The organism is Sphingomonas endolithica, assembly GCF_025231525.1.
Taxonomy (GTDB): Bacteria; Pseudomonadota; Alphaproteobacteria; order Sphingomonadales; family Sphingomonadaceae; genus Sphingomonas; species Sphingomonas endolithica.
Map to the genome: position 1 here is coordinate 1,369,084 of NZ_CP103057.1, position 26,172 is coordinate 1,395,255.

The 26,172-nt window shown below is 66.4% G+C and carries 27 protein-coding genes; 9 read left to right on the plus strand and 18 right to left on the minus strand.

The window, feature by feature from the left end; translation table 11 throughout:
- Window positions 1-2: 2 nt before the first annotated feature.
- The 9 genes from NV382_RS06455 to NV382_RS06495 all read right to left on the minus strand — a co-directional run bounded on the left by NV382_RS06455 (window position 3) and on the right by NV382_RS06495 (window position 11,175).
- Window positions 3-1,457: an efflux transporter outer membrane subunit gene (locus tag NV382_RS06455; RefSeq protein ID WP_260600332.1), complete on the minus strand. Its 1,455-nt coding sequence runs from the start codon at window positions 1,455-1,457 to the stop codon at window positions 3-5.
- A gap of 188 nt (window positions 1,458-1,645) precedes the next feature.
- Window positions 1,646-3,742, minus strand: a complete 2,097-nt coding sequence (locus NV382_RS06460; protein WP_260599689.1) for an acetyl-CoA carboxylase biotin carboxylase subunit — start codon at window positions 3,740-3,742, stop codon at window positions 1,646-1,648.
- Complete coding sequence (locus NV382_RS06465; protein ID WP_260599690.1) at window positions 3,739-4,101, minus strand: lysozyme inhibitor LprI family protein; 363 nt, start codon at window positions 4,099-4,101, stop codon at window positions 3,739-3,741. Before NV382_RS06465 ends, NV382_RS06460 begins: the two co-directional genes overlap by 4 nt.
- A gap of 127 nt (window positions 4,102-4,228) precedes the next feature.
- Window positions 4,229-5,341 (minus strand): biotin synthase BioB, encoded by a 1,113-nt coding sequence (bioB, locus tag NV382_RS06470; RefSeq protein WP_260600333.1) that lies wholly within the window; start codon window positions 5,339-5,341, stop codon window positions 4,229-4,231.
- A 2-nt stretch (window positions 5,342-5,343) separates the two neighbouring features.
- Complete coding sequence (gene scpA, locus NV382_RS06475; protein WP_260599691.1) at window positions 5,344-7,485, minus strand: methylmalonyl-CoA mutase; 2,142 nt, start codon at window positions 7,483-7,485, stop codon at window positions 5,344-5,346.
- Between the two features lie 370 nt (window positions 7,486-7,855).
- The gene (locus NV382_RS06480; protein WP_260599692.1) at window positions 7,856-8,638 is read right to left on the minus strand and encodes an enoyl-CoA hydratase-related protein; all 783 of its coding nucleotides are present in this window, start codon (window positions 8,636-8,638) and stop codon (window positions 7,856-7,858) included.
- Window positions 8,639-9,073, minus strand: a complete 435-nt coding sequence (mce, locus tag NV382_RS06485; protein ID WP_260599693.1) for a methylmalonyl-CoA epimerase — start codon at window positions 9,071-9,073, stop codon at window positions 8,639-8,641.
- Window positions 9,070-9,603: a hypothetical protein gene (locus tag NV382_RS06490; RefSeq protein ID WP_260599694.1), complete on the minus strand. Its 534-nt coding sequence runs from the start codon at window positions 9,601-9,603 to the stop codon at window positions 9,070-9,072. Before NV382_RS06490 ends, mce begins: the two co-directional genes overlap by 4 nt.
- A 45-nt stretch (window positions 9,604-9,648) precedes the next feature.
- Complete coding sequence (locus tag NV382_RS06495) at window positions 9,649-11,175, minus strand: acyl-CoA carboxylase subunit beta (RefSeq protein ID WP_260599695.1); 1,527 nt, start codon at window positions 11,173-11,175, stop codon at window positions 9,649-9,651.
- Between the two features lie 105 nt (window positions 11,176-11,280).
- Here NV382_RS06495 and NV382_RS06500 point away from each other — a divergent pair, with 105 nt between their 5' ends.
- Window positions 11,281-12,705, plus strand: a complete 1,425-nt coding sequence (locus NV382_RS06500; protein WP_260599696.1) for a helix-turn-helix domain-containing protein — start codon at window positions 11,281-11,283, stop codon at window positions 12,703-12,705.
- Between the two features lie 78 nt (window positions 12,706-12,783).
- Here the strand turns inward: NV382_RS06500 and ahpD are convergent, their stop codons facing one another.
- Window positions 12,784-13,305 carry an alkylhydroperoxidase, AhpD family gene (gene ahpD, locus NV382_RS06505; RefSeq protein WP_260599697.1) on the minus strand — a complete coding sequence of 174 codons (522 nt, stop codon included), beginning with the start codon at window positions 13,303-13,305 and terminating at the stop codon, window positions 12,784-12,786.
- A 187-nt stretch (window positions 13,306-13,492) separates the two neighbouring features.
- Complete coding sequence (locus NV382_RS06510) at window positions 13,493-14,035, minus strand: peroxiredoxin (protein ID WP_242137481.1); 543 nt, start codon at window positions 14,033-14,035, stop codon at window positions 13,493-13,495.
- Window positions 14,036-14,183: 148 nt separating this feature from the next.
- On the opposite strand from NV382_RS06510, the gene NV382_RS06515 reads away from it, so the two are divergent.
- The gene (locus NV382_RS06515) at window positions 14,184-15,083 is read left to right on the plus strand and encodes a hydrogen peroxide-inducible genes activator (protein WP_260599698.1); all 900 of its coding nucleotides are present in this window, start codon (window positions 14,184-14,186) and stop codon (window positions 15,081-15,083) included.
- A gap of 124 nt (window positions 15,084-15,207) precedes the next feature.
- The gene (locus tag NV382_RS06520; RefSeq protein ID WP_260599699.1) at window positions 15,208-15,873 is read left to right on the plus strand and encodes a fasciclin domain-containing protein; all 666 of its coding nucleotides are present in this window, start codon (window positions 15,208-15,210) and stop codon (window positions 15,871-15,873) included.
- A gap of 553 nt (window positions 15,874-16,426) precedes the next feature.
- Here the strand turns inward: NV382_RS06520 and NV382_RS06525 are convergent.
- Genes NV382_RS06525 through pgsA form a run of 3 tightly spaced genes read right to left on the minus strand, consistent with a single transcriptional unit; the run spans window position 16,427 to window position 17,675 of the window.
- On the minus strand, window positions 16,427-16,867 hold the full coding sequence (locus NV382_RS06525; protein WP_260599700.1) for a molybdenum cofactor biosynthesis protein MoaE: 441 nt from the start codon (window positions 16,865-16,867) through the stop codon (window positions 16,427-16,429).
- Window positions 16,864-17,121: a molybdopterin converting factor subunit 1 gene (gene moaD / locus NV382_RS06530; RefSeq protein WP_260599701.1), complete on the minus strand. Its 258-nt coding sequence runs from the start codon at window positions 17,119-17,121 to the stop codon at window positions 16,864-16,866. The genes NV382_RS06525 and moaD overlap by 4 nt, the downstream gene beginning before the upstream one ends.
- Before the next feature lie 2 nt (window positions 17,122-17,123).
- The gene (gene pgsA / locus NV382_RS06535) at window positions 17,124-17,675 is read right to left on the minus strand and encodes a CDP-diacylglycerol--glycerol-3-phosphate 3-phosphatidyltransferase (RefSeq protein WP_260599702.1); all 552 of its coding nucleotides are present in this window, start codon (window positions 17,673-17,675) and stop codon (window positions 17,124-17,126) included.
- A 148-nt stretch (window positions 17,676-17,823) separates the two neighbouring features.
- On the opposite strand from pgsA, the gene NV382_RS06540 reads away from it, so the two are divergent.
- On the plus strand, window positions 17,824-19,113 hold the full coding sequence (locus NV382_RS06540) for an MFS transporter (RefSeq protein WP_260599703.1): 1,290 nt from the start codon (window positions 17,824-17,826) through the stop codon (window positions 19,111-19,113).
- 6 nt (window positions 19,114-19,119) lie between these two features.
- Here NV382_RS06540 and NV382_RS06545 read toward each other — a convergent pair whose 3' ends face one another.
- Complete coding sequence (locus tag NV382_RS06545) at window positions 19,120-19,287, minus strand: hypothetical protein (protein ID WP_260599704.1); 168 nt, start codon at window positions 19,285-19,287, stop codon at window positions 19,120-19,122.
- A gap of 168 nt (window positions 19,288-19,455) precedes the next feature.
- On the opposite strand from NV382_RS06545, the gene NV382_RS06550 reads away from it, so the two are divergent.
- Complete coding sequence (locus NV382_RS06550; RefSeq protein WP_260599705.1) at window positions 19,456-19,980, plus strand: thermonuclease family protein; 525 nt, start codon at window positions 19,456-19,458, stop codon at window positions 19,978-19,980.
- Between the two features lie 173 nt (window positions 19,981-20,153).
- Here the strand turns inward: NV382_RS06550 and NV382_RS06555 are convergent, their stop codons facing one another.
- The gene (locus tag NV382_RS06555; protein ID WP_260600334.1) at window positions 20,154-20,498 is read right to left on the minus strand and encodes a DNA primase; all 345 of its coding nucleotides are present in this window, start codon (window positions 20,496-20,498) and stop codon (window positions 20,154-20,156) included.
- A 99-nt stretch (window positions 20,499-20,597) separates the two neighbouring features.
- The gene (locus NV382_RS06560; RefSeq protein WP_260599706.1) at window positions 20,598-21,848 is read right to left on the minus strand and encodes a multidrug effflux MFS transporter; all 1,251 of its coding nucleotides are present in this window, start codon (window positions 21,846-21,848) and stop codon (window positions 20,598-20,600) included.
- A gap of 121 nt (window positions 21,849-21,969) precedes the next feature.
- On the opposite strand from NV382_RS06560, the gene NV382_RS06565 reads away from it, so the two are divergent.
- The 4 genes from NV382_RS06565 to NV382_RS06580 all read left to right on the plus strand — a co-directional run bounded on the left by NV382_RS06565 (window position 21,970) and on the right by NV382_RS06580 (window position 25,419).
- Window positions 21,970-22,356: a DUF3597 domain-containing protein gene (locus NV382_RS06565; protein ID WP_260599707.1), complete on the plus strand. Its 387-nt coding sequence runs from the start codon at window positions 21,970-21,972 to the stop codon at window positions 22,354-22,356.
- A 62-nt stretch (window positions 22,357-22,418) separates the two neighbouring features.
- Window positions 22,419-22,928, plus strand: a complete 510-nt coding sequence (locus tag NV382_RS06570; RefSeq protein ID WP_260599708.1) for a hypothetical protein — start codon at window positions 22,419-22,421, stop codon at window positions 22,926-22,928.
- Window positions 22,929-22,992: 64 nt separating this feature from the next.
- Complete coding sequence (locus NV382_RS06575; protein ID WP_260599709.1) at window positions 22,993-23,946, plus strand: isopenicillin N synthase family dioxygenase; 954 nt, start codon at window positions 22,993-22,995, stop codon at window positions 23,944-23,946.
- A 183-nt stretch (window positions 23,947-24,129) separates the two neighbouring features.
- Window positions 24,130-25,419, plus strand: coding sequence for a homoserine dehydrogenase (locus tag NV382_RS06580; RefSeq protein ID WP_260599710.1), 1,290 nt, complete (start codon window positions 24,130-24,132; stop codon window positions 25,417-25,419).
- Window positions 25,420-25,721: 302 nt separating this feature from the next.
- Here the strand turns inward: NV382_RS06580 and NV382_RS06585 are convergent, their stop codons facing one another.
- Window positions 25,722-26,162 (minus strand): hypothetical protein, encoded by a 441-nt coding sequence (locus tag NV382_RS06585; protein WP_260599711.1) that lies wholly within the window; start codon window positions 26,160-26,162, stop codon window positions 25,722-25,724.
- Window positions 26,163-26,172: the final 10 nt, after the last annotated feature.

The window sequence follows — 26,172 nt, forward strand, 5'->3', positions numbered from 1 at the left end:
GGTCATCCCTGCGGGGCTTGCGGCGCACCAGCCGCGGCATCCCAGCCGCCGCCCAATGCGAGATAAAGCTGGATCAACGCCTGCGCCTGATCGGCCTGCGCCTGGGACAGGCCGTTGCGCGCCGAGAGCAAACTGCTTTCGGTCGTGTTGAGCGTCGTGAAATCGGTCAGACCGGCACGATATTGGCTGCGCGACAGGATCGCGGAATTGTTCGCCGCATCCAGGGCAATGGCGAATTCGCGCGCGCGGCGCTGTGATGCATCCAGTGCGACGACCGCGTTCTCGACATCCTCAAGCCCCGTCAGCACGGTGCCGCGATACGCCGCGAACGAGGCATCCGCCGCCGCCTCGTTGACGCGCACCTGGGAGCGCAGCCGCCCGCCATTGAAGATCGCCTGCGTCAGGCCGGCGAACAGCCGCCCGGCAATCTGATCGAACAAGCCGCCGACCGCGGTCGCATCCGTGCTAATCGATCCGCTGATCGCCAGCGCGGGATACAGCGCGGCCTTGGCCACACCGATCTGCGCCGTCGCCGATGCCAGGTTGCGCTCGGCCGCGCGCACGTCCGGCCTGTTGCGCAGCGTATCGGCGGGAACGCCGACCGCCACGCGCGCCGGCCCCCGTGGGATCGGCCGCACCGCCTGAAGCTCGGCTTTGAGCGCACCGGGAGCCTGTCCCGTCAGCACGCCGATCCGCGACACCGCGGCATTATAGTTCTGCTCGATCGTCGGAATCGTCGCTGCGGTCTGCGCGCGCTGCGCGCGGGCCTGTTCGCTGTCGAGCGAGGAGACGAGACCCGCCTGCACGCGGAAGCCGGCAATTTCCAGATTGTCGTCCTGAATGGCGAGCGAGCTCCGCGCATTGGCCAATTGCTGCTGGTACAGCCGGGCCAGCACATAGTTGCGCGCCGCCTCCGCCTGTGCGGACAATTGTATGGTCGCGAGATCATAGCCGGCGGCGGCATATTGCGCGCGGCTCGCCTCCACCGTGCGACGTATCTCGCCGAACAAGCCCACTTGGTAAGATACGTCGCCGCCGATCGAGAAGCTATCGTCGGCGCCGCGCGAGATCGTGGTGATCGTGCCATCGGGCAGCGTGACCGTGCTCGCGCCTGCCAGGTCGAACGAGCGGGTATAGCCGCCCGAGCCGCTGATCGTCGGCAACAGGTTGGCGCGTGACTGGATCAGACCCTCACGCGCTTGACGCAGCCGCGCCGCGGCTTGTACGATGTCGAGATTGCCGGCGCGTGCGCGCTCGACGATCCGCGCCAGCAGCGGATCGTCGAAATTGGTCCACCATGCCGTGAGATCAGCAGCCGGAGCAGCATCGGCCGCCACCGAATAGCGCTCGGGCGCCCCCAGCGCGGACGGCGATGCGGGGCGATAATCCGGCCCGACACTGCACGCCGCGATCGGCAGCGAAGCGCTCAGCGCAAGGAGGAAGCGTGACCGTACCATCAGGTACAGATGGCGAGCGCGGCGCAGTGCGTCCACCGAAACATTGTCGCAACTTGTCGCGGGGGTTCTAGGCAAGCCAATCTCGAAAACCCTTCGCCCTGAGCCTGTCGAAGGGCGTGTCACAGGCGATCCGCTCGCCGCACGTGCTTCGACAGCTCAGCACGGACGGACGGCATACCCGACCTGCTCTACTCCATCTCCAGGATCACCGCATCCACTGCCAGGCTGTCGCCAGGCGCCGCATTCACCTTCTTCACCACGCCCGCTTTCTCGGCGCGCAGGATGTTCTCCATCTTCATCGCCTCGACCACGGCGAGCGGCTGTCCGGCCTCGACCTTGTCACCTTCGCTCACGTCCAGGCGCATGAGCAGCCCCGGCATCGGGCAGAGCAGGAACTTGGAGAGATCGGGTGGGATCTTGGTGATCATATGGCTAGCGAGCGGCGCGACATGCGCCGGCAGCACGCGCGCCAGATGCGACGCCCCGCGCGTGGTGAGCTTGAAGCCGCCGCGCGTTTTGGCGATGCGCACCGCCAGCTCGTCGTCCGCCAGTTCGGCATGTACCACGCGGTCGCCTGGCGTATATTCCAGCGCGATCTCCAATGCCGCGCCATCGACGATGATGCCATCGGTCGAGATCGACACCTCGTGCGACAGGTCGCCGATCGTGACCGACCATTCGGACGGCGGACGCAGGCGCTTGCCGAGTTGCCCGTCCACGCGCCGCGCGCGATCCGCTTCCGCGGTGGCGGCAAAGGCGGCGATGGCGGCCAGGCTGCGGATCACGCCCGCCGTCGCCGGGGCGCCATGGAAGCCGTCGGGATATTCCTCGCCGATGAAACCGGTGGTGATCTCGCCGGAGCGGAAGCGTGGATGCTGCATCAGCGCGGACAGGAAATCGATGTTGTTGCCGGGGCCATCGATCTCGAACTGGTCGAGCGCGGTAATCTGCAAGTCCACCGCTTCCTCGCGAGTCGGCGCCCAGGTGATCAGCTTGGCGATCATGGGGTCATAGAACATGCTGACCTCGCCACCTTCACGTACGCCATCGTCGACGCGGACATAGGCTTCCGCCATCGTCCCACGTTCCCGACCGTTCGTGTCGCGCGAACCACCCTGCGCAGCGCCTGCGGCTTGTCCCTCGACCGCGCTCGGCACCAACGGTTTGTACGGCGTTTCGCTGCTCGCCGGCGGCGCATAGCGTACCAACCGCCCGATGCTCGGCAGGAACCCGCGATACGGATCCTCGGCATAGACCCGGTTCTCGATCGCCCAGCCGGTCAGCGTCACATCGTCCTGCGTGAAGCCCAACGGCTCCCCCGCCGCGACGCGGATCATCAGTTCGACGAGATCGAGCCCGGTCACCGCCTCGGTCACCGGATGCTCGACCTGCAGCCGCGTGTTCATCTCGAGAAAGTAGAAGCCCTCGCCGCTGGTATCCGCGCCCGACACGATCAGTTCGACCGTGCCTGCGCTGAAATACCCCACCGCGCGCGCCAGCGCGACGGCCTGCTCGCCCATCGCCTGGCGCATCTTCGGCGTGACGAACGGCGACGGCGCTTCTTCGACGACTTTCTGGTGCCGCCGCTGGATCGAGCATTCGCGCTCGCCGAGATAGACGATATTGCCGTGTTGATCGCCCATCACCTGGATCTCGATATGCCGCGGGCTCTCGATGAACTTCTCGATGAACACGCGGTCGTCGCCGAACGACGCCAGCCCCTCGCGCTTGGTCGCCTCGAAGCCCTCGCGCACGTCCTGCTCGGAATAGGCCAGCCGCATGCCCTTGCCGCCGCCGCCGGCCGAGGCCTTCATCATCACCGGATAACCGATCTCGCCCGCGATGCGCACCGCATCCTCGGTATCGGCGATCTCGCCCAGGAACCCCGGCACGACATTGACGCCAGCCGCCTTGGCGAGCTTCTTGGACTCGATCTTGTCGCCCATCGCCGCGATCGCGTGCGGCGGTGGCCCGACGAAGGCGATCCCCGCCTCAGCGCAGGCGCGCGCGAAGCTCTCGCGCTCACTAAGAAAGCCGTAGCCGGGATGGATGCAATCGGCGCCCGTCTCCTTGGCGGCGAGCAGGATCAGGTCGGCGAGCAGGTAGCTCTCCCCCGCCGGCGGCGGTCCGAGCCGCACGCTTTCATCGGCCATCAGCACATGCGGGCTGCGCGCATCGGCATCGGAATAGACCGCAACCGTCGCGATGCCCATCTTCTTGGCGGTGCGCATCACGCGGCAGGCGATTTCGCCGCGATTGGCGACCAGGATTTTCTTGAACATCAATGGTTCCAGATCAGGGTTTTCAGTTGCTGCGTGCGTGCCCTGGTCAATTGGCTGCGGCACTGCGCGACCAGCATCGACTGCGCGGAGCCCCCGGCAAATTCACCGCCCTGAATCACGCACTGCGTATCGCGAAACTTGAGCCAGGCGCGCTGGCTCGCCAGCAACGCCGCGGCATAACCGAACCCGCCGCCGCGCGATCCGTCCTGCGCGTCGAGGCTCTTCATATGCGCATAGGTCCGCTGCCACTGCGCCGTCATCGCCGCATCGGCCTGCACATAGGACGCGCCGGCGGAACGGTTCATGTCGGCCTGCGTCTGCACCGGTGCCGCCGCGGCGAGGAAGAGCGCGATCAGTAACATCTCGAAACCTCCCCTGAATTCACCACAAACGCGTCATCCTGAACTCGTTTCAGGATCCAGGCGCGGTCGGCCGATCCAAGGACGGTGTCAGTGAGGCAGGCGACCGCGCCTGGATGCTGAAACAAGTTCAGCATGACGAGCAGCTTTTGCGCATCGGCTCTTCGCCGAGCATCGGCCGCAGCCCGAGCTTGGCCATTAGCGCGGCATCCTGATCATCGCCGGCATTGCCGGTGGTGAGCAATTTGTCGCCGGTGAAGATCGAGTTGGCACCGGCCATGAAGCACAGCGCCTGCGTCGCTTCCGACATGCTCTCGCGTCCGGCGGACAGGCGCACCATCGACAGCGGCATGGTGATGCGCGCGACGGCGACGGTGCGGACGAACTCGATATCGTCGATCTTGGCGAGCGGGGTATCGGCCAGCATGTTGCCGAGCACGGTGCCCTTGACCGGGACCAGGGCGTTGACGGGCACGCTTTCGGGGTGGCGCGGGAGGGTGGCGAGGGCGTGGATGAAACCTACCCTATCTTCTCGAACCTCGCCCATACCGACGATGCCGCCGCAGCAGACATTGATCCCGGCCTGGCGTACATTCTCCAATGTTTCCAATCGGTTAGCGAAACTTCTCGTGGTGATTACCTCGGCATACTTTTCGGGCGAGGTATCGATGTTGTGATTGTAATAGTCCAGCCCGGCATCGGCGAGTTGCTGCGCCTGGTGCGGCTCGAGCATGCCGAGCGTCATGCACGTCTCCAGCCCCATCTGGCGCACGCCGCGCACCATCTCGATGATCGCGGGCATGTCGCGATCCTTGGGGTTGCGCCAGGCGGCCCCCATGCAGAAACGCTGGCTGCCGGCGTCCTTGGCCTGTGCCGCCGATTGCAGCACGGCGCGCACGTCCATCAGCTTGGTCGCCTTGAGCTCGGTCTCGGCATGGACGGACTGGTTGCAATAGCCGCAATCCTCCGGGCAGCCGCCGGTCTTGATCGACAGAAGGGTGCAGAGCTGCACTTCGCCTGCGGCATGGTGCGCGCGGTGGATGGTCTGCGCGCGGAACATCAGTTCGTGGAACGGGAGATCGAACAGAGCGGCAATTTCTGCGCGGGACCAGTCGGTGCGAAGGTCGGGCGTGAGCGCAACACCCTCCCCCGCTCGTGCTGAGCCTGTCGAAGCACGTGTCGCCAGTGTCTCGCTCGTAACAGGTCCTTCGACAAGCTCAGGACGAACGGTGGTCATTGTCATGGTCACTCAACTGTTTCCTCGACTGGCGGCATGTTGTGCCCCAGCAATTTCAAAACCTCGCCCGCGGCCTCGACCAGATTGGTGCCGGGGCCGAAGATACCCTGCACGCCGGCATCGCGCAGGTATTGATAGTCCTGCGCCGGGATCACGCCGCCGGCGATCACCTTGATGTCGCTGCGGCCGGCATCGCGCAGATGGCCGATCAGCTCGGGAATCAGCGTCTTGTGCCCGGCGGCGAGCGACGATGCGCCGACGACATCGACGTCCTTCTCGACGGCCAATGCCGCGGCTTCCCTGGGCGTCTGGAACAGCGGCCCCGGCACCACCTCGAAGCCGAGATCGCCGAACGCCGAGCTTACCAGATTGGCGCCGCGGTCATGCCCGTCCTGGCCCATCTTGGCGACGAACAGCCGGGGTTTGCGCCCTTTACGCTGGCCAATCGATTCGACGCCTTCCTTGAGGCCAAGCCACTTGGCGTCGAATTCGTGCGCGCCGCCATAGATGCCCGAGACGGGCGTCGGGTTGGTGCCGTAGCGGCCGAACACATCCTCCATCGCCGAGGAGATTTCGCCCAGCGTAGCCCGCTGCCGCGCGCATTCGACCGCGAGGCCGAGCACGTTATCCGTGCCCCGCGCGCCCTCTCGCAAGGCATCGAGTGCGGCAATGCACTTCGCCTCGTCGCGCCCGGCCTTGGAGGCCTTGATCCGCGCGATCTGCGATTCGCGCACGGCGACATTGTCGACATCGAGGATGTCGATCGCATCCTGTTCGGCCAATTTGTACTTGTTGACCCCGACGATGACCTGCTCGCCCTTGTCGACGCGTGCCGCCTGCCCGGCCGCGGCTTCCTCGATCATCGCCTTGGGCCAGCCATGCGCGACCGCCTTGGCCATGCCGCCATCGACTTCGACGCGCTGGATGATCTCCCACGCCTTGTCGACCAGTTCCTCGGTCAGGCTCTCGATATAATAGGAGCCGCCGAGCGGATCGACGACCTTGGTCATCCCGGTCTCTTCCTGGATGACGATCTGCGTGTTGCGCGCGATGCGGGCGGAGAAATCTGTCGGCAGCGCGATCGCTTCGTCGAGCGCATTGGTGTGCAAGCTCTGCGTGCCACCGAGCATCGCCGCCATCGCCTCGATCGTCGTGCGGATCACATTGTTGTACGGATCCTGCTCGGTCAGCGACACGCCCGACGTCTGGCAATGCGTGCGCAGCATCTTCGAGCGCTCGTCCTTGGCGCCAAGATCGGTCATCACCCGGTGCCACAATTTGCGCGCCGCGCGCAGCTTGGCGATCTCCATGAAGAAGTTCATGCCGATCGCGAAGAAGAAGCTCAGCCGCCCGGCAAACGCATCGAGATCAAGCCCGCTCGCCATCGCCGCCTTGGCATATTCGCGCCCGTCGGCGATCGTGAAGGCGAGCTCCTGCAACTGCGTCGCGCCGGCTTCCTGCATGTGATAGCCGGAGATCGAGATGCTGTTGAACTTCGGCATGTGCGCCGAGGTGTAGCCGATAATGTCCGAGATGATCCGCATGCTCGGTTCGGGCGGGTAGATATAGGTGTTGCGGACCATGAACTCCTTGAGGATGTCGTTCTGGATCGTGCCGTCGAGCAGATGCTGCGGCACGCCCTGCTCCTCACCCGCGACGATGAAGAAAGCGAGGATCGGGATCACCGCGCCGTTCATCGTCATGCTGACCGACATCTGATCGAGCGGAATACCGTCGAACAGGATCTTCATGTCGTCGATCGTGTCGATCGCCACGCCGGCCTTGCCGACATCGCCGGTTACGCGCGGGTGATCGCTGTCATAGCCGCGGTGGGTGGCGAGATCGAACGCGACCGACAGGCCCTTCTGGCCCGCGGCGAGATTGCGGCGGTAGAAGGCGTTGGAGGCTTCCGCCGTCGAGAAGCCGGCATATTGGCGGATCGTCCAGGGACGGCCGGCATACATCGACGCGCGGACGCCGCGGGTGAAGGGTGCGAAGCCGGGCAGGCCGGGATCGATATCGGCCGTGTCTTCAGCGGTGTAGAGCGGCTTGACATCGATCCCCTCGGGCGTCGGCCAGATGAGGTCGCGGCCCTTCACTTCCTTGGCGGCGGCAGCGGCCCATTGGTCGAGGGTTGGTTTGTCGGTCACGCTTCGCTTCCAGGCAATTCCCCGGCGAAGGCCGGAGTCCCAGGATGCACTCGTCCAACGCCGCCCGCATCAGATCCCAGCGTTCGTAACACCCCTGCGTGACTGAGCGCCGGCATCGCCTTCACCGTCACCCCGGACTTGTTCCGGGGTCCACTGTGCCGCCAAATCAACGGCCTGAGAGGCTGCGGAACGGTGGACCCCGAAACAAGTCCGGGGTGACGGATAAAGATAAGCTGCCGCGACTTTCCGGGTGGTTTCGCGACGAGCGAGGTGCAGCTGAAAGCGATCGCTTGACGGATGCTGCGCGCTGTTACTCCAACCTTCGCGACTGGACCCCGGCGTTCGCCGGGGAGGTAGTTTAGGGCAAGCATCACGCGCCCTTGAACGCGGGTTTGCGCTTCTGCAGGAACGCGATGCCGCCTTCCATCGAATCCGCCGAGCCGCGCGCCGCGCGCTGGTTCTCGGCCTCGCGCAGCATGGCGGTCGGATAATCGACCTCCAGCGCGTGGTTCAGGCCGCGCTTCATCAGCCCGAGCGCGACGGTCGGCCCCGCCGCCAGCCGCTCGGCCAGCGCGAAGGCGGCGGCATCCAGCGCCTCGTCCGCCACCATTTGGTGGATCATGCCCCAGTCGAGCGCCTTGGCCGCCGGCACCTTTTCGCCCAGCATCATCATCTCGGTCGCGCGCGCGCGGCCGATCAGCCTGGGCACCATCCAGCTTGCGCCGCCATCCGGCACCAGCCCGATATTGACGAACGCCTGGAGGAAATAGGCCGTGTCGCTCGCCACGCAGAAATCCGCCGCCAGTGCCAGCGAGCAGCCGATCCCCGCCGCCGGCCCGCGCACCGCGCTCACCACCGGCACCGCCAGCTCGGCAAACGCCGCCATCGTCGCATTGTAATGCTCGGTCAGCGCGACGAACGTCGCGTTGCCGGGATCGTCGGCGCCGAGCGCGCCGCCGGCAACGTCCGCGCCCGAGCAGAAGCCCCGCCCGGCCCCGGTCACCAGCACCGCGCGCGCGCCAGCCAGCGCGCCGATCGCCGCGCGCAGTTCGTCGAACAGCTGCGGCGGGGCGGCGTTGAGCCGCTCGGGGCGGTTGAGCGTGAGCACCAGCACGTCGCCGCGGCGCTCGGACAGGATCATCTCATAGGTCATTCAATGATCCCCCTTCGGCGTTTCCATCAGTTCGACGAGCAGCCCGCCGAAATCCTTCGGGTGGACGAACACGATTGGCGTGCCGTGCGCGCCGATCCGCGGCTCGCCGAGCACCGTCGCGCCCTTGGCGCGCAGATCGGCGACCGCGACCGCGATGTCGGGCACCTCGAAACAGACATGATGCTGTCCGCCGGCCGGGTTCTTGCGCAGGAACCCGGCGATCGGCGAGCTGTCGTCATACGGCTCGATCAGCTCGATCTGCGCGTTGGGCGCATCGATGAAGCACACCTTCACGCCCTGAACCGGCAGATCGAACGGCTCGCCGATCGCAGTTGCGCCGAGCAACGTGCGATAGGTCTCGATCGATGCCGCGATCGACGGGGTGGCCACGCCGACATGGTTGAGCCGGCCGAGGCCCGTCGCAGAGGCGCTCATTTCGGCTTGGCCGCCAGCGGCGCGGGCACAGTGCCCAGCGTATAGCCGCACGCGCTCAGCACCTGACGCACCGGCGCATCGCTCGGCGGCGCGGCGAATGTCGCATTGAACGCGAAGCCGGCGCCGTTGGTCGTCTCGACCCGGACCGACTTGGCCTTGACGAGGAACATGGTGAGCGCCGTGACGTCGGCAGGCGCGGCGTCGTACGCGGCATTGCCGCGCAGCTGCCAGGTATAGCCGATCGCCGGCCCGTTATCGAAGCGCAATGCGACGACCTTGTCGGGATAGCTGCCATCGTCGCCCGCGACCTGCAGCGGCTGCTTGGCGATGAACTGCACCGACACCACCGGCTCCGCGCCGCGATCGCATTTCACGACCAGCCGCGAGGAGCCGTCGCTCGCCGTCGTGCTGGCGGTGAGCGAACTGCCGCCACCGGCATTGGCGCGCTCGCGCGGCACCCAGGGCGCCGGTGGCGTCGCAGGCGCAGGAGCGGGAGCGGCTGCCTGCGCAAGTACCAGAAACAGGATCATGACCTCAGCTCCGAAACGATGGCCGATGCCGGGCCATCGCCACGCTTATAGCGGGATATTGTCATGCTTCTTCCACGGATTTTCCAGCGCCTTGCCGCGCAGCTTGCGCAGGCCGAGCGCGATGCGCCGGCGTGTGGCATGGGGCTGGATCACCTCGTCGATAAAGCCTTTTGCGGCTGCCACGAACGGGTTGGCGAAGCGCGCTTCGTAGACCGCGGTCTGCTCGGCAATCTCGGCGGGCGTACGGCCGCGGAAGATGATCTCGACCGCGCCCTTGGCGCCCATCACCGCGATCTCGGCGGTCGGCCAGGCGTAATTCAGGTCGCCGCGCAGATGCTTGGAGGCCATCACGTCATAGGCGCCGCCATAGGCCTTGCGCGTAATGACGGTGATCTTGGGCACGGTTGCCTCGGCATAGGCGAACAGCAGTTTCGCGCCGTGCTTGATGATGCCGTTCAGTTCCTGGGCCGTCCCCGGCAGAAAGCCCGGCACATCGACGAAGGTGACGATCGGGATGTCGAACGCATCGCAGAAGCGCACGAATCGCGCGGCCTTCTTCGACGAATTGATGTCGAGGCACCCGGCCAGCACCATCGGCTGGTTGGCGACAAAGCCGACGGTGCGACCCTCGATCCGGCCGAAGCCGATGATGATGTTGCCGGCATGCGTCGGCTGCACCTCGAAGAAATCGCCCTCGTCGACCGTTTTGCGGATCAGCTCGTGCATGTCATACGGCTGGTTGGCGCTGGCCGGGATCAGCGTGTCGAGACTGTCCTCGATCCGGTCCCACGGGTCGGACGAGGGCCGCTCGGGCGTGCCTTCGCGGTTGCTGGCGGGAAGGAAGTCCACGAAGTCGCGGGCTGCGAGCAGCGCCTCGATATCGTTCTCGAAGGCCACATCAGCGACCCCCGACTTCGTGGTATGCGTCACCGCTCCACCCAGTTCCTCCTGCGTGACGATCTCGTTTGTAACGGTCTTCACTACATCTGGGCCGGTGACGAACATGTATGACGAATCCTTCACCATGAAGATGAAGTCCGTCATCGCGGGGGAATAGACTGCGCCACCGGCGCAGGGCCCCATGATCAAGGAAATCTGCGGCACGACGCCGCTGGCCAGCACGTTGCGCTGGAATACTTCGGCATAGCCGCCGAGGGAGGCCACGCCCTCTTGGATGCGCGCGCCACCGCTGTCGTTGAGCCCGATCACGGGCGCGCCGACCTTCAGCGCCATGTCCATGATCTTGCAGATCTTCTGCGCGTGACGTTCGCTGAGCGAGCCGCCGAACACGGTGAAATCCTGACTGAAGACGAAGACCAGGCGGCCGTTGATCGTGCCCGATCCGGTGACCACGCCATCGCCGGGGATGATCTGGTCCTGCATGCCGAAGTCGATGCAATTATGCTCGACATACATGTCGAGCTCCTCGAACGAATGCTCGTCGAGCAACACGTCGAGCCGTTCGCGCGCGGTGAGCTTGCCCTTGGCGTGCTGCGCGGCGATGCGCTTCTTCCCGCCGCCCATCCGTGCCGCGTCGCGCTTGCGTTCGAGTTCGGCGATGGTCGAGGACATGCAGGTCTCCGGTGGTGCGCCGCCTCTTTTCCCGGTCGCCGCGGCTTTTGCAAATGTGAACTTGCGAAGTTGCGAAGGATCATCTTGCAAAGTAGTGGCGCAAGCATGCCCCGCCCCGCCCGCCTGTTCGCCGGAGACCAACTCCGCACGCTGCGCCAGAATGCCGGCCTCAATCAAGCGGCGATGGCCGCGCGGCTCGGCGTGTCGGTCAGCTACCTCTCGCAGCTGGAAGGCGGGGTGCGGCCGCTGACGCCGAGCGTCAGCGCGGCGTTGCGGCGGCATCATCCCGGCGCGCTGGCCTCGATCGAGGATGCTGCGCCGACGCTGCGCCTGGCCGCGCTCAGCGATGCGCTGGCCGATCCGCTGCTGCCCGCGCCGCCCGCGCCCGAGGCGATCGCGCGACTAGCCGCCGAGCGACCGGAAATCGCCGACCGCTTCATCGCGCTGCACGCCGCGCTGCGGGCGGGCGAGGAACGGCTGCAGATGGTCGAGGAGCAGGCGTCCGGCGGTGGCGGGCGCAAGCCGTGGGAAGCGGTGCGCGACTGGTTTCACAATGCCGGCAATTATGTCGATGCGCTGGACAGGGCAGCGGAAACGCTGGCCTCCGGCGACGCATTGTCCTCCCGCGAAGGCGGGAGTCCAGTCTGGGCTCCCGCCTTCACGGGAGAACAGGATGCGCTGGCGGTGGCGTTGACGCGCCACGGCGTGTCCATCCGGGCCACCGATCGGGCCAGCGATCCCATAGCAGCGTTCGACGGCCACACGCTGACGTTGGACGCCACGATGCCGGCCGAAAGCCGCCGCTTCCAGATCGCGCACCGCCTGGCGGCGATCGCCTTTGCGAGCGAGATCGACGCGATCGTTGCGACCGCCGAACTCGAGGGGGACGCCGCGCGCAACCTGCTGCGCATCGGTCTCGCCAATTACGCGGCGGGCGCGCTGACCATGCCCTACACCGCGTTCCGCGCCGCCGCGCGCGCGACACGGCATGACATCGATCGCTTGTGTCGCCGCTTCGGGGTGAGTTTCGAACAGGCGTGCCACCGGCTGTCGACGCTGCAGCGGCCAGGCGCGGAGGGCATTCCGTTCTATTTCTGCCGGGTCGACATGGCCGGCAACATCACCAAGCGGCACTCGGCGACGCGCTTCCAGTTCGCACGCTTCGGCGGCGCCTGCCCGTTATGGATCGTGCACGAGGCAGTGGCGATCCCCGATCGTATCCTGGTGCAGCAGGCAGCGACGCCCGACGGCGTACGCTATGTGTCGATGGCCAAGGGACTCGTGAAACCCTCGGGCAGCTTCACGCGCAGCCCGCGGCGTTATGCCGTGACACTGGGGTGCGAGGCGGAACATGCCGGGGACTTCGTCTATGCCGATGCGCTGGACGGGCGGGCGCAGCCGACGCCGATCGGCATTTCGTGCCGCCTCTGCCCGCGCGTCGATTGCGACCAGCGCGCGTTCCCGCCGGCGGACCGGGGGATCTCGGTCGATCCGGACATGCGCGGGACGGTGCCGTACCGGGTGGTGTGAGCACCGACCACTTGGTTCTTGTTCGCCCGCACATTCTACCAAAGGCGGTCCCCTTCCGTCAGGAAGGGGACCGGAAGCTCAGTTCACCGACGCGTGGACCGTGGCGACGGCCTTCATCACCGCGCCGATGCGGACCGAGGTCTGGATCGCCTCGGCGGTGACGCCCGCCTTCTTCAGGATCTGCTCGTGGCTGTCGATGCACATGCCGCAGCCGTTCATCGCCGAAACGGCGAGGCTGAACAGCTCGAAATCGACCTTGTCGATGCCCGGCTGACCGATCACGTTCATGCGCAGCTTGGCCGGCATGCGCTGGTACTCGTCGTTACCGGCGAGGTGCGTGAAGCGGTAATAGACGTTGTTCATCGCCATAACGGCGGCCGCCGCACGGGCTGCGGTGGCCGCTTCCGGCGTCAGCTTGGGCGCGCATTCGGCCTCGGCCGCATCGACCAGCGGCTTGTAGCCGGAGGCATGGGCGCAGGTCAGCAGCAGGCCGAACTTCTGCTGGTCGGGCAGATGCGCCTCGTTGAGCAGCGAGCCGACATTGAGACGGATGTCCTTGGCATAGTCCGGGAGGGTTCCGGCAAAATCCTTGAGCGACATGATATTTCCAATATTCAGCCCCCGCGTCACCCCGGACTTGTTCCGCGGTCCACTCGTCCGCTCGGGCCGAAGGACGAGGGTACGGTGGACCCCGGGAACAAGTCCGGGGTGACGGCTGGGAGCGGGGATAAAGCAGGCAAAGAAAGGGCGCGGAAACCCTGAGGTCTCCGCGCCCGGTTCGAACGGTTTACGCCGCCAGCTGGAGGACGTCGTCGCCCTTGTTCCAGTTGCACGGGCACAGCTCGTCGGTCTGCAGCGCGTCGAGCACGCGGAGCGTCTCGGCCGGGTTGCGGCCGACGTTCAGGCCATTGACCTGGACCGCCTGGATGACGTTGTCCGGATCGATGATGAAGGTCGCACGGAACGCGACATGTTCGTTCTTGTCGAGGATGCCGAGCTGCGAGGCGAGCACGCCACCGTTATCGGCCAGCCACGGGAAATCGGCAGCCGCCAGATCCGGGTCCGACTTGCGCCAGGCGAGGTGGACGTGCGCGGTGTCGGTCGAGGCGCCGATCAGCACGGCATCGCGATCCTCGAAATCGCCCTTGAGGCCGGCATAGCCGACGATCTCGGTCGGGCAGACGAAGGTGAAATCCTTCGGCCAGTAGAACAGCACCTTCCACTTGCCCGGGAACGCATCCTGGCTGAGCGTCTCGCCGGCCGGAAGTGCGCTGGTGCCCTGCTGGACGGGAACGGTGAAGTCGGGGAGCTTGTCGCCGATGGTAAGCATGGAATGTGGCCTCCTGAAAATAGTCGGCCTTCCGAACACATCCTCACAGCGGCGCTTTGGCGCACCGTCTCGTTGCACGATCACATATAAGGTGGCTTTTGATCGAGCCAACAGGTTATTTAGCTACAGTTGATCGATTGGAACGATGATGGCCACCTATCTACCGACGCTGAAGCAGCTGCAATATCTCGTCGCGCTGAAGGATGCGGGCCATTTCAGCCGCGCGGCCGAGGCGTGCTTCGTCACGCAATCCACCTTGTCGGCGGGCATCCGCGAACTGGAGACGCTAATCGGCGTGGTGCTGGTCGAACGCACCCGCCGCGTGGTGCGCTTCACCCCGCTGGGCGACCGCATCGCCGACAAGGCGCGGATCGTACTGCGCGAGGCGGACGAACTGGGCGACATGGCGCGCGCCGCCGGGCGCCCGCTGTCGGGCGACATGCGGATGAGCGTGATCCCGACGATCGCCCCGTTCATGCTGCCGCGCATCCTGCCGCGGCTGCGCGAGAATTATCCCGACCTGAAGCTGTTCCTGCGCGAGGAGCCGAGCGGCGCGGCGTGCGAGGGGCTGCAGAACGGCCGCACCGACTGCGTGCTGCTGGCGCTGCCTTATGCGTGCGGCGAGGTGACCAGCCAGGTGCTGTTCGAGGATCGCCTGTTCGTCGCCGGCACGGAGGCGGAGCTGGGCCATGCATCGCCGACGATCGGCGCCAAGGACATCGACGAGACCCGGCTGTTGCTGTTGGAGGACGGCCATTGCCTGAAGGAACATGCGCTGGCGGCGTGCAACCGGCCGGAAATGCGCGCCGAGGCGACGATGCTCGGCACCTCGCTGCATACCATCGTACAGATGGTCGATAACGGCCTGGGGGTGACGATGCTGCCGGAAATGGCGCTGAAGGCCGGCATCCTGGATCACACTGGGCTCACCGCGCGGCCGCTGGAGGCCGAGAGCCCGTCGCGCTCGATCGCCCTGGTATGGCGCCGCGCCTCGCCGCGGGAGAAGGATTTCCGCCTGCTCGCCGAGGTGCTGGCCGAGGCGCAGTGAGCAGAGGCGGACCGCTGCCACGGAGGGCCGAGAAAGTGTCGGCTGCGAAACCATTCCGGCGGTGGATCGTATCTTACGGGAGTGTTCGCCCGAAACGAAGCACCGGAACCAATTGGAGAAGTCCATGACCAACCACAAGCTCCCGCTGATCGCGCTGGCTGGCGCGCTGGCCACCACCGCCGCCGCCGTATCGGCACAGACCGCCCCGCAGACGCCCGCGGCACCGGCATCGACCGCTGCCCCGACGGCAGCTCCGGCCCAGGCGGCACCCGGCACCCCTGCCGCGCCCGCTGCCGTCGCCCCGAACCCGATGGTCGGCGGCGCCGCGATGGATGCCAGCAAGACGATCGTTGCCAACGCCTCGGCAGCGACCAATTTGTCGACGCTGGTCAAGGCCGTGACGGCCGCCGGTCTCGTGCCCACGCTTTCCGGCCCCGGCCCGTTCACGGTGTTCGCGCCGACCAACGACGCCTTCGGCCGCCTGGCGCCGGGCACCGTCGATACCTTGCTCCAGCCCGCCAACAAGGCGCTGCTGACCAAGGCACTGACCTATCACGTCGTGCCGGGCACGATCACCGCGGCGCAATTGCTCGCGCGGATCGAGCAGGGCGGCGGCAAGCTGACGCTGACCACGGTCGAGGGTTCGCCGCTGATCGTCACCAAGGAAGTGCAGGCCGTCGTGCTGACCGACGTCAATGGCAACAAGAGCTATGTCGAGACGCCGGACGTGCGCCAGTCCAACGGCATCGTCCATGTCGTGAACGGCGTGCTGCTGCCCAAGCTGAACTGAGTGGGACCGGGATCCGGGCGCCTTTTGCGGATCGGATCCCGGGTGCTTGTGCGCGGGGTGGGTGAGCTGGGTTAGCAAACCGGCAGCCGTCACCCCGGACTTCTTCCGGGGTCCACCGTGCCGCACACTGAACGCTAAGGGCACTATCCGCACCGCAAGCCGCTTGGTGGACCCCGGAACAAGTCCGGGGTGACGGTTGCTGGAGGCGTTCGGTCACCCACCCCTCCGTTCTTCCTGAGTAGCCATCGAGTAGCCCGCAGGGCGTATCGAGAGGGCGTATCGAAGGACAGGCAATGCACGCTCCACCGGTGCTTCGATACGAGCCCTCGATACGGCCTTCGGCCTACTCGGTCTCTACTCAGCACGAACGGGGGGGGTTAAGCGGTCAAGCTTCAGGCTGCGATCGCTCACATCATTCCGGTCGTGTCGAGCGCAGTCGAGACACCGACCCAAGCGCAGGTGTCTCGACTTCGCTCGACACGAGCGGATGGGATGGATCAGGTCGAAATTGTGACGCTGTATTGCCCGCGAGCCACCCGCCACCCGCCCGACGTCAGCCTTCCCAACGCTTGGCGGCGGCATCGTCCGTGCCGCGTGGTTCCACCCAGCGGGTGTCGCTGCCGCGGGTTTCGCGTTTCCAGAACGGGGCGTCGGTCTTCAGCCGGTCGATCAGGAACGCGCATGCTTCCAGCGCCGCGCTGCGGTGCGCCGCGCTCGTGCCGACGAACACGATGCGTTCGCCCGGCTGCATCACGCCCACCCGGTGCACGATCGTCGCCGCCAGCAAGGACCAGCGCTCGACCGCCGATGCCGCCACGGCATGCAACGCCGCTTCGGTCGCGCCGGGATAATGTTCCAGTTCCAGCGTGCCGACGCCATCGTCGGCGCGGACCAACCCGGTGAAGGTCGCCACCGCCCCTGCCCCGGCCGCTTCGATCGTCGCCATCTCCACGGCGACGTCGATCGCCGCGGCGTCGACCAGGATGCGGATCATCCGCCGGTCACCGGCGGGAAGATCGCCACTTCGCGCGCGCCGACGATCGAGGCGTCGAGCGGCACGAACACTTGGTCCACCGCGGCGCGTAGCCGGCCGCGATCGGCAAAGGCGCGGGCGTGATCCTCGCTGCGGGCGGCCAGCCAGTCGATCAGGGCGGCCACGGTCGCGATCTCGGCCGGCGGATCGATCCGCTCCTGCCCGATGCCGACCGCCTCGCGCACCCAGGCGAAGTACAGGATGTCGACCGCCATGGTCAGTCCATGTGCTTCAGGCCGACGCGCAGATAATCCCAACCCGTCACCAGCGTCAGCACCGCGGCACCCCACAAAGCGGCGAGCGACACGGTCTGCACCCAATGCCAATGCGGCAGCGCGCCGGCCAGGATCAGCCCGCCGAGCGACACGAGCTGCAGCGTCGTCTTCCACTTGGCGAGCTTCGACACCGGCACCGATACCTGCAATTGCGCCAGGAATTCGCGCAGGCCCGAGACCGCGATCTCGCGCAGCAGGATGATCATGCCCGCGACCAGCGACCAGCCCGCGATATCGCGCGTCGCCACCAGCATCAGCACGACCGCCGCAACCATGATCTTGTCGGCGATCGGATCCAGGAAGATGCCGAGTTTCGATACCGCCCCCTGCGCGCGCGCCAGATAGCCGTCGAAATAATCGGTGATGCCCATCAGGCAGTACAGCACGAAGGCGATGCCGTAGCCGGCCGCCCAGCTCGGCCACCACAGGAAGCCGATCAACAGCGGGACGGCGACGATCCGCGACAGGGTCAGCAGGTTTGGCAACGTCCACATCGGCTTGCTCTAGACCGACGCGCGGACGGGCGAAACCCATCGCGTGCGGCACGTGGTTAAGGCACGCCGATAAGCGGTTGCCGCTCCACCCGCCGCTCGGCTATGCCGCCTGCCTACCTGGTGCCAATTTCGAAAGCCGCTCCCGACCATGCTGAACGCGCTCGGACTACTCAAGGAGCGCCGATTTCTGCCGTTGTTCACCACCCAGTTCCTGGGCGCGTTCAACGACAATCTGTTCAAGCAATCGATGGTGCTGTTCGCGACGTACAGCATCTTCAACGATTCCGCGGCCGAGCAGGGCTTCAACGCGCTCGCCACCGGGCTGTCGACGCTGCCCTTCATCCTGTTCTCCGCGCTTGCCGGGCAACTGGCGGACAGCCACGACAAGGCGAAGATCATCCGCATCGTCAAGACGGCGGAAATCCTGATCATGCTGGTGGGCGCGGCCGGGCTGATCCTGGCCAAGAGCGGGCATACCCAGGCCGGGATCGTCTTCATGCTGGCGGCGGTATTCCTGCTCGGGGTGCACTCCACGTTCTTCGGGCCGATCAAATACGCCATCCTGCCGCAGCATCTGGAGGGTCATCAGGTGCTCGCCGGCACCGGGCTGGTCGAGGCCGGCACCTATATGGCGATCCTGATGGGCACGATCCTGGCGGGCTATATCTCGATCGAGACGGCGGCGATCGCGGTGCTGATCGTCGCCGGGATCGGCTGGTTCAGCGGCCGGCAAGTGCCCGCCGCCCCGCGCGAGGGCGCGGCGCTGGCGATCAACTACAATCCGTTCACCTCGTCCTGGCGGCTGATCAGCTCGACCATGCACGTGCCGCGCCTGTTCCTGGCGATCTGCGCGATCAGCTTCTTCTGGACGATCGGTGCCGTGCTGATCATCATCTTTCCGCCGCTGGTGAAGAACGTGCTGACCACCACGCAGGAGGTCGCCAGCCTGTTCACCGCGACCCTGTCGATCGGCATCGCGATCGGATCGGTGGTGATCAACAGCCTGTTGAAGGGCAAGATCTCGGCCAAATACGGGCCGGCATCGGTGATCGCCATGGGGGTGAGCGTGGTGGCGTTTTCGGTCCTGGTGCGGATGTGGGTGCCTGCGGAAGCGGGGCATTTCTACGACTGGCGCGAATTCATCGCCCAGCCGCGCGCCATTCCGGTGGTGCTGTCGCTGCTGGCGATCGCGATCACCGGGGGCATGTTCGTCGTGCCGCTCTACGCGTTCCTGACCACCACCGTGACCAAGGACCAGACCGCGCGCACCGTGGCGGCCAACAACGTGGTCAATTCCGCGGCGATGACGGTGGGCGCGATCGCCGTGATCTTCATCACTTCGCTAGGCGTGACGCCCGAGAACATGTTGCTGCTGGTCGCGGCGATGTGCCTGGTCGCGGCCTGGCTGGCGCAGAAGCTGCATCTCGCCTGCGACTGAGCGGCGCTAGAAGATCAGCGTGTAGATGCAGACGAAGAAGGCGGTGAAGCTGAGCGCGAACAGCTTCAGGTCGCTGTCGTCGGGGTGCGCCGTCTTCACCTTGGGCGCCGGCGCGATGCGGGCGCGGAACGGGTGTCGCGGCGTGGCGGCGGTGAGGAGTGTCTGGCTACGCATGCCGAACAGTTAATGCGTCGTTTACGATTCCGCCAATCACGAAGCTTGGTTAAGCCTGTCTTGTCGCGGGACAATCGCGCCGACGAATTTGGTGACGTGGCCGAGGTGACACCATGACGGATGCACCCGTTGGCGCTTCGGTAACATCCTGTCCGCTACGCGCAGCGCATGCGGTACGATTATCAATTCCACCGGCAGCGTGGCCGACAAGCGACATTCGGGCAGCAGCGACGCAGGGGTGGCGGCGGGATCGCCTTGATGCTGCTCGCCGGCGTGTTCGCAGGGCTCGTGATCGAGCGCGCGGTGCCGGATCTGCCATTCTCCCGCCAGCCGCCCGGCGTCGTCGGCACGCGGTTCGGGCTGTGCTTCACGGGGGGCGGGCAGAATTGCGTGGTTGATGGCGACACGTTCTGGATGGCGGGCGAGAAGATCCGCATCGCTGACATCGACACGCCCGAGACGCATCCCTCGCGTTGTGCGCTGGAGGCGGATCTTGGCGGCAAGGCGACGCTCCGGCTGCAGGCGCTGCTCAATGCCGGGCCGGTGACGCTGGCCTCAGCGGACCGCGATACGGATCGTTATGGTCGCAAGCTGCGCATCGTCGAACGCGGTGGGGAGTCGCTGGGCGACACATTGGTCGCCGAAGGGCTGGCGCGGCCTTGGGCGGGGCGACGCCGGCCATGGTGCGTGTAGCGAACCCTCTAAGTACTGTTACCTAGGTTCAGTTCAGTCGCAACCTTTCGGGTCGAGCGCGGTCGAGACACCTGCGCTAAGGATCGGTGTCTCGACTTCGCTCGACACGAACGGGTAATGTCGGACTGGGCCGCGGCGTTCGCCGGGGAGCAGTTACCTAGAAACGGACAAACTTACGGCCGGATCGCCGCGTCGTCGCGGTCGGTGATTTCCGCGTCGTCGACGTCGTCGTCCTCGAAATCCTCCTGGAGATCGTCTTCGTCGTCATCGTCTTCATCCGTTTCGGACTCATCGTCTTCTTCGCCGACTTCGTCGGTGGTCATCTCGATCTCGTCTTCGTTCTCGTCGTCATCTTCCTCGTCATCGCCCATGTCAGGGGCGAGATCGGTAAGGATGGTGCCGTCGGTCGGGCCGTCGCGCGTCACCTCGAGGATCTCGGCGCGCTGGCTTTCGTCATAGCCGTCTTCGTCGAAGCCGTCGTCGCCCGTGCCTTCGCCGGGAATCTGGTAGCCACCCATCGTCATGTCGCTTCTCCGGTGCCTGCAGGGGTGCAGGTCTCGAATGGTCGAACACCGGGCACGCCGCGCGGGTTCCGCGCCGCTGCGACGAACGGCAGATCAGGTGGGGCGGAACAGGCGCCCGCGCTCGGCAACCGCGACGATCGCCAGCGCGACCAGCCCGGCGGCGAAGAAGCCGACATACATTGGCACGGTCGTGCCGTCGAAGCTCTGCCCGATCAGCGCACCGATCAGCGCCCCGCCCGTGACGGTGATGAAGCCTTGGATGCTGGACGCGGTACCGGCGATATGCCCCATATTCTCCATCGCCATCGCCCCGAAGTTCGAGGTCGCCAGACCGAAGCAGGCCATCATCAGGGCCTGCAGGATGGCGAAGGTCAGCAGCGTTTCGAACCCCGCCCAGGCGAGCGCCAGATGCGCGCCGGCAAGCAGGATCAGCACCACCACCGCGGTGTGCGAGATGCGCCGCGTGCCGACGCGCACGACGATCGAGGAATTGAGCAGGTTGGCGACCGCCATCGTGCCGGCGGTCGCCGCGAACACCGGCACCAGCAGGTCGGCGCGATGGAAGGTATCGGCCAGGATCTGCTGGATCGAGTTGATATAGCCGTACAGCGCGCCGAGCAACGCGGTCGACGCCAGGGTGTAGCCGATCGACCAGCGGTCGGTCAGCGCCAGCTTGTAGCCGCTGCCCAGCCGCGCGGGTGACAGCGGCAGGCGATCCTCGGGATGCTGCGTCTCGGGCATGCGGATCCAGAACCACACCAGGATCGCGGCACTGACCGCGGCGATGCCCCAGAAGATCACCCGCCAGTCGCCGACCAGCAATACCGCCTGGCCGAAGGTCGGCGCGATCACCGGGGCGGCCATGAAGACGATGAACGCCAGGCTCATCACGCGCGCCATCTCGCGCCCGGCATAGCAATCGCGCACCAGCGCCACCGTCACCACGCGCGATGCGGCGATCGCGCAGCCACCGACGAAACGTGCGACGAGCAGCAACGTGAAGCTGCCCGAGAATGCCGCGACGACGTTGGCGATCACATAAGCGGCAAGCGCCAGTCCCAGGATCGGCTTGCGCCCGAAGCGATCGGCCAGCGGCCCGTGCACCAATTGCGCCACCCCGAAGCCGATCAGGAAGGCGGTGATGACATATTGCCGCTCGTTGGCGCTTGCCACGCCGAGCGCCTCGCCGATTGCGGGCAGAGCGGGCAGCATCGAATCGATGCCGAGCGCGGTCAGCGCCATCAGCCCGGCGATCAGCGCGACGAATTCGCGGAAACCGAGCGGCGGCGCGTTGGCGGCGCCTGCAGCGGATCGGCCGGCAATGTGCGGAGCGGGAGAATTCATGTGCGCTCTTCGCAGATGCAGCACCATGCGTCACCCCCAAAGCCCTGCGGCAGCCGCCCGCGCCAACGGAACGAAAAGCGGGGCCGGCCATTCACAAGGCTTCACCACCAGGAGACAGACGATGAGCGTTTTCGGCGCGATCAAGGACGCGATTTTCGGCCACAAGGAGGCGCCCGCCGCCACCACGGCGACGCCGGCGCCTGCGACTGCCACCCCTGCCCCGCATGCCGCGCCAGCCGCCGCTGCCCCGGCGCCTGCCGCCGCGGCAAAGCCCGCGCCGACCCGCGAAGCGATCGAGGCCGTGCTCGAGGATCGCGCGCAGGCACGCGGCGAGACGCTCAACTACAAGAGCTCGATCGTCGACCTGATGAAGGCGCTGGGCATGGATTCCAGCCTCGACAATCGCAAGAAACTGGCCACCGAGCTCGGCTATACCGGCGACCAGAACGACAGCGCGACGATGAACGTCTGGCTGCACGAAAAGACCATGGAGCGCCTGCTACGCTGACTTGACGCGCGGCATCGGGCGGCCCTAGTGTGTTATTATCGCAATACACATTGGAGCCGCCCATGTCCGCCAAGACCATTGCCATGATCGCCGCAGCCCTTGCCCTTGCCGCATGCGGCGACAAAGGCGACGGCACCAGCATAGCGATCAACGCCAGCACCGCCGAGGGCAACATGGTGGCCGGCGTCGATGGCAACGGACAATTGGCGATCAATCTGCCGGGCGGCTTTGCCGGCAGTATCAAGCTGCCCAAGCTGAAGCTCGATGCCGACGATTTCGACATGAACGGGGTGCATCTCTACCCCGGCTCGACGATCAGCGGCATGAACGTCGATGCCAGCCAGAAGCAGGGCAAGGATAGTGGCCTCGTCCGCATCAGCTTCCAGAGCCCGGCCGCACCCAGCAAGGTTCGCGACTGGTTCCTCGACAAATTGTCGAAGGAAGCGGGCTTCACGATCAAAGCGAGCGGCAATAGCCTGATCGGCACGACCGACGAAAAGCAGCCGTTCCGCCTCGAACTCACGCCCGACGGCGCGGACACGTCGCGCGGGACGATCGCCATCGGCGGCTAACCGCCTGTTCGTGGGCGGGCGAACGCGATATGATCGCCCGACCATCCCAGACGGACACCCCTTCATGCTCGACTCCCCCGCTGCCCAAGTCCCCGCTCTATCGCTGAACGACGAGGCCGCCGATCCGGCCGGCTTCGCCGCGGCGCTGGGCGGTTCATTCGAACGGTTCGGCTTCGCGGTCGTCGCCGATCACGGCATCCCCGACGATCTGATCGCGCGCGCCTGGGCCGAAACCAAGCTGCTGTTCGACCTGCCCGACGAGGAGAAGCGCAGCTATTACACGCCGGCGGGCGGCGGGCAGCGCGGCTACACGCCGTTCAAGACCGAGATTGCCAAGGGCGCCAGCGCCGTCGATCTCAAGGAATTCTGGCATGTCGGGCGTGCATTGCCCGCCGGCCACAAGAATGCCAACGTCATGCCGCCCAACATCTGGCCGGCGCGCCCCGAGGGCTTCCGCCCGGTCTTCGAGGAATTGTTCGCCGCGTTCGACACGGCCGGCGACCGGCTGCTGTCGGCAATCGCCCGCCATCTCGGGCTCGATGCGCATTGGTTCGATCCGGCGGTCAAGGACGGCAATTCGATCCTGCGCCTGCTGCACTATCCGCCGATCCCCGCCGATGCGGAAGGGGTACGCGCCGGGGCGCATGAGGACATCAACCTGATCACGCTGCTGCTCGGCGCGGAGGAAGCCGGGCTCGAACTGCTCGGCAGCGACGGGCAGTGGCTGGCGATCAAGCCACCCGAGGGCGCAATGGTGGTCAATGTCGGCGACATGCTGCAGCGCCTCACCAACCACGTTCTGCCCTCGACCACCCACCGCGTGGTCAACCCACCGCCCGAGCGGCGCGGCCATTCGCGCTACTCGATGCCCTTCTTCCTGCATCCCGCGCCCGATTTCCTGATCGAGACGCTGCCGCAGACGATCACGGCTGAAAACCCGAACCGCTATCCGGCGCCGATCACCGCCCACGATTATCTGCACGAACGCCTGGTCGAGATCGGACTGGTGAAGAAATAGCCGCTCGATCCTCCTCGGTAAGGGGAGGTGGCAGCCGAAGGCTGACGGAGGGGGGCTTCCCCAAGCGCCACGCTGCCGGCCCACCCCCTCCACCACTTCGTGGTCCCCCTCCCCGTCCCGGGGAGGATTTGCATTGCGTTGCTGGCGAGGTTGCGGTTACCCGGCCGCCAAAGGGGGCTTTCCATGACCGAACCACTCCGCATCGCGCTGGCCGGCCTTGGTACCGTCGGCGCTGGCGTCGTCCGGTTGCTCGAGGCGAACGGCGCGCTGATCGCCCGTCGTGCGGGGCGTCCGATCGAGATCGTCGCCATCTCCGCGCGCGACCGCAGCAAGGATCGCGGCGTCGATCTGTTGCGCTTCGACTGGATCGACGACACGACATCACTCGCCAGCCACGCGGGCGCCGACGTGGTGGTCGAACTGGTCGGCGGATCCGACGGCCCGGCGCTGACGCTTGCCCGGGCGACGTTGAAGGCAGGCAAGGGCTTCGTCACCGCCAACAAGGCGATGATCGCGCATCACGGGCTGGAACTCGCGCGCGCCGCGGAACAGGCCAATGTCGCGCTCAAGTTCGAGGCGGCGGTCGCCGGCGGCATCCCGGTGATCAAGGGCCTGCGGGAGGGCATGGCCGCCAACGAGATTGCGCGCGTCTACGGCATCCTCAACGGCACGTGCAATTTCATCCTGTCGAAGATGGAAGCGGAAGGCCGCGACTTCGCCGACGTGCTGGCCGAGGCGCAGGCACTGGGCTTTGCCGAGAGCGATCCGAGCTTCGACATCGACGGGATCGATGCCGCGCACAAATTGTCGATCCTGGCGAGCATCGCCTTCGGCACGCAGCCGGCCTTTGCCGGCGTGGTGGCGAGCGGTATCCGCCACGTCATCGCCGCCGACATCGCCGAGGCCGCCGCACTCGGCTACCGCATCCGCCTGCTCGGCATTGCCGAGAACGGGCCGCACGGCCTGTTCCAGCGCGTCCACCCGCATCTCGTGCCGGTCAGCCACCCGCTCGCTTATGTCACCGGCGCGACCAACGCGGTGGTGGCGGAGGGCAATTTCGTCGGCCGCCTGCTGTTCCAGGGCGCAGGCGCAGGTGACGGTCCGACGGCGAGCGCCGTCGTCGCCGACCTGATCGACATCGCGCGCGGCGAATACGGCCCGGCCTTCGCCATGCCGGCCGAGGCGCTCGCCGAACAGCAATCCGCCGACACCGGCGAGCGCCGCGCGCGTGCCTATGTCCGCTTCATGGTCGAGGACCGGGTCGGCGTGCTGGCCGAGATCGCCGCGGCGATGCGCGATGCCGGCGTGTCGATCGAAAGCCTGATCCAGCGCGGCACGGGCAACGAGGACGGCAACGTGCTGGTCGCGATCGTCACGCACGAAGCCCCCGAACGGTCGGTGGCGCAAGCGCTGGAGCGTCTGCGCGGATCGCAGAGTCTGGTCGGGCAGCCGATGTGGATGCACATTCTTTAGTTTGCGCAACGTTGCGGGGCAGCCCGCCCGCAACGTCACCCCGGACTTGTTCCGGGGTCCATCGTGCCGCACGCTTTGCCTTCTAGCCACAAAGCTCGTCGAAAGCCGCTTGGTGGACCCCGGAACAAGTCCGGGGTGACGGCTTGCGGCCTTCACTGCTCCCCGGCGCAGGCCGGGGCCCAGGCGGACAGGTGGATGTAACGGGGCGCAGCGCTCACCACCGATGTTCCGCGACTGGGCCCCGGCCTTCGCCGGGGAACAGCGAAGCTAAAGACGGCACTAACCGATTCAATCGTTGAAAACTAAGGCAACAACCGCCCCGTCGGCTCCTGATCCAGCTCGATCGCCACCCGCCCGGTCTTGTCCGGCTTCTTGGCGAAGGCGCGCTTGGCCACGTCCACCGCACCCTTGATCATCGGTACGATCGGTGGCCCGAACCCAACCTGGCAGCCGCCCATGCGCGTCGCGCACGGCGCTGCCTCGGCGTCGAGCGCACCGCGCGCGATCATTTCCGGGTTGGACGGCTTGGGGCCCTTCGGCACGGCCTCGTTGGGATAAGGCAATTTCTGCGACGGCAACGGTCGTGCGCAAACGACCACGTCGCCCTGTTCTCCCTTGTCCTTCTCGCCTTCGGTCCGCGCCGGCACGCAGGGCTCGCTCGCCACGGGCTGCAGGATCGACCAGGACTGGGGCTTGGCCGGGGCGGCGGGTGCGGCTTGCGCCAGCAGGAGCAGCAGGATCATGGAGCGAAGA

Excerpts from the sequence above, each read along its gene's own strand:
- NV382_RS06455 (WP_260600332.1), bottom strand. The coding sequence starts at position 1,457 with ATGGTACGGTCACGCTTCCTCCTTGCGCTGAGCGCTTCGCTGCCGATC.
- NV382_RS06465 (WP_260599690.1), bottom strand. The coding sequence starts at position 4,101 with ATGTTACTGATCGCGCTCTTCCTCGCCGCGGCGGCACCGGTGCAGACG.
- bioB (WP_260600333.1), bottom strand. The coding sequence starts at position 5,341 with ATGACAATGACCACCGTTCGTCCTGAGCTTGTCGAAGGACCTGTTACG.
- NV382_RS06480 (WP_260599692.1), bottom strand. The coding sequence starts at position 8,638 with ATGACCTATGAGATGATCCTGTCCGAGCGCCGCGGCGACGTGCTGGTG.
- mce (WP_260599693.1), bottom strand. The coding sequence starts at position 9,073 with ATGAGCGCCTCTGCGACGGGCCTCGGCCGGCTCAACCATGTCGGCGTG.
- NV382_RS06490 (WP_260599694.1), bottom strand. The coding sequence starts at position 9,603 with ATGATCCTGTTTCTGGTACTTGCGCAGGCAGCCGCTCCCGCTCCTGCG.
- NV382_RS06495 (WP_260599695.1), bottom strand. The coding sequence starts at position 11,175 with ATGTCCTCGACCATCGCCGAACTCGAACGCAAGCGCGACGCGGCACGG.
- NV382_RS06500 (WP_260599696.1), top strand. The coding sequence starts at position 11,281 with ATGCCCCGCCCCGCCCGCCTGTTCGCCGGAGACCAACTCCGCACGCTG.
- ahpD (WP_260599697.1), bottom strand. The coding sequence starts at position 13,305 with ATGTCGCTCAAGGATTTTGCCGGAACCCTCCCGGACTATGCCAAGGAC.
- NV382_RS06510 (WP_242137481.1), bottom strand. The coding sequence starts at position 14,035 with ATGCTTACCATCGGCGACAAGCTCCCCGACTTCACCGTTCCCGTCCAG.
- NV382_RS06515 (WP_260599698.1), top strand. The coding sequence starts at position 14,184 with ATGGCCACCTATCTACCGACGCTGAAGCAGCTGCAATATCTCGTCGCG.
- NV382_RS06520 (WP_260599699.1), top strand. The coding sequence starts at position 15,208 with ATGACCAACCACAAGCTCCCGCTGATCGCGCTGGCTGGCGCGCTGGCC.
- NV382_RS06525 (WP_260599700.1), bottom strand. The coding sequence starts at position 16,867 with ATGATCCGCATCCTGGTCGACGCCGCGGCGATCGACGTCGCCGTGGAG.
- moaD (WP_260599701.1), bottom strand. The coding sequence starts at position 17,121 with ATGGCGGTCGACATCCTGTACTTCGCCTGGGTGCGCGAGGCGGTCGGC.
- pgsA (WP_260599702.1), bottom strand. The coding sequence starts at position 17,675 with ATGTGGACGTTGCCAAACCTGCTGACCCTGTCGCGGATCGTCGCCGTC.
- NV382_RS06540 (WP_260599703.1), top strand. The coding sequence starts at position 17,824 with ATGCTGAACGCGCTCGGACTACTCAAGGAGCGCCGATTTCTGCCGTTG.
- NV382_RS06545 (WP_260599704.1), bottom strand. The coding sequence starts at position 19,287 with ATGCGTAGCCAGACACTCCTCACCGCCGCCACGCCGCGACACCCGTTC.
- NV382_RS06550 (WP_260599705.1), top strand. The coding sequence starts at position 19,456 with ATGCGGTACGATTATCAATTCCACCGGCAGCGTGGCCGACAAGCGACA.
- NV382_RS06555 (WP_260600334.1), bottom strand. The coding sequence starts at position 20,498 with ATGGGTGGCTACCAGATTCCCGGCGAAGGCACGGGCGACGACGGCTTC.
- NV382_RS06560 (WP_260599706.1), bottom strand. The coding sequence starts at position 21,848 with ATGAATTCTCCCGCTCCGCACATTGCCGGCCGATCCGCTGCAGGCGCC.
- NV382_RS06565 (WP_260599707.1), top strand. The coding sequence starts at position 21,970 with ATGAGCGTTTTCGGCGCGATCAAGGACGCGATTTTCGGCCACAAGGAG.
- NV382_RS06570 (WP_260599708.1), top strand. The coding sequence starts at position 22,419 with ATGTCCGCCAAGACCATTGCCATGATCGCCGCAGCCCTTGCCCTTGCC.
- NV382_RS06575 (WP_260599709.1), top strand. The coding sequence starts at position 22,993 with ATGCTCGACTCCCCCGCTGCCCAAGTCCCCGCTCTATCGCTGAACGAC.
- NV382_RS06580 (WP_260599710.1), top strand. The coding sequence starts at position 24,130 with ATGACCGAACCACTCCGCATCGCGCTGGCCGGCCTTGGTACCGTCGGC.
- NV382_RS06585 (WP_260599711.1), bottom strand. The coding sequence starts at position 26,162 with ATGATCCTGCTGCTCCTGCTGGCGCAAGCCGCACCCGCCGCCCCGGCC.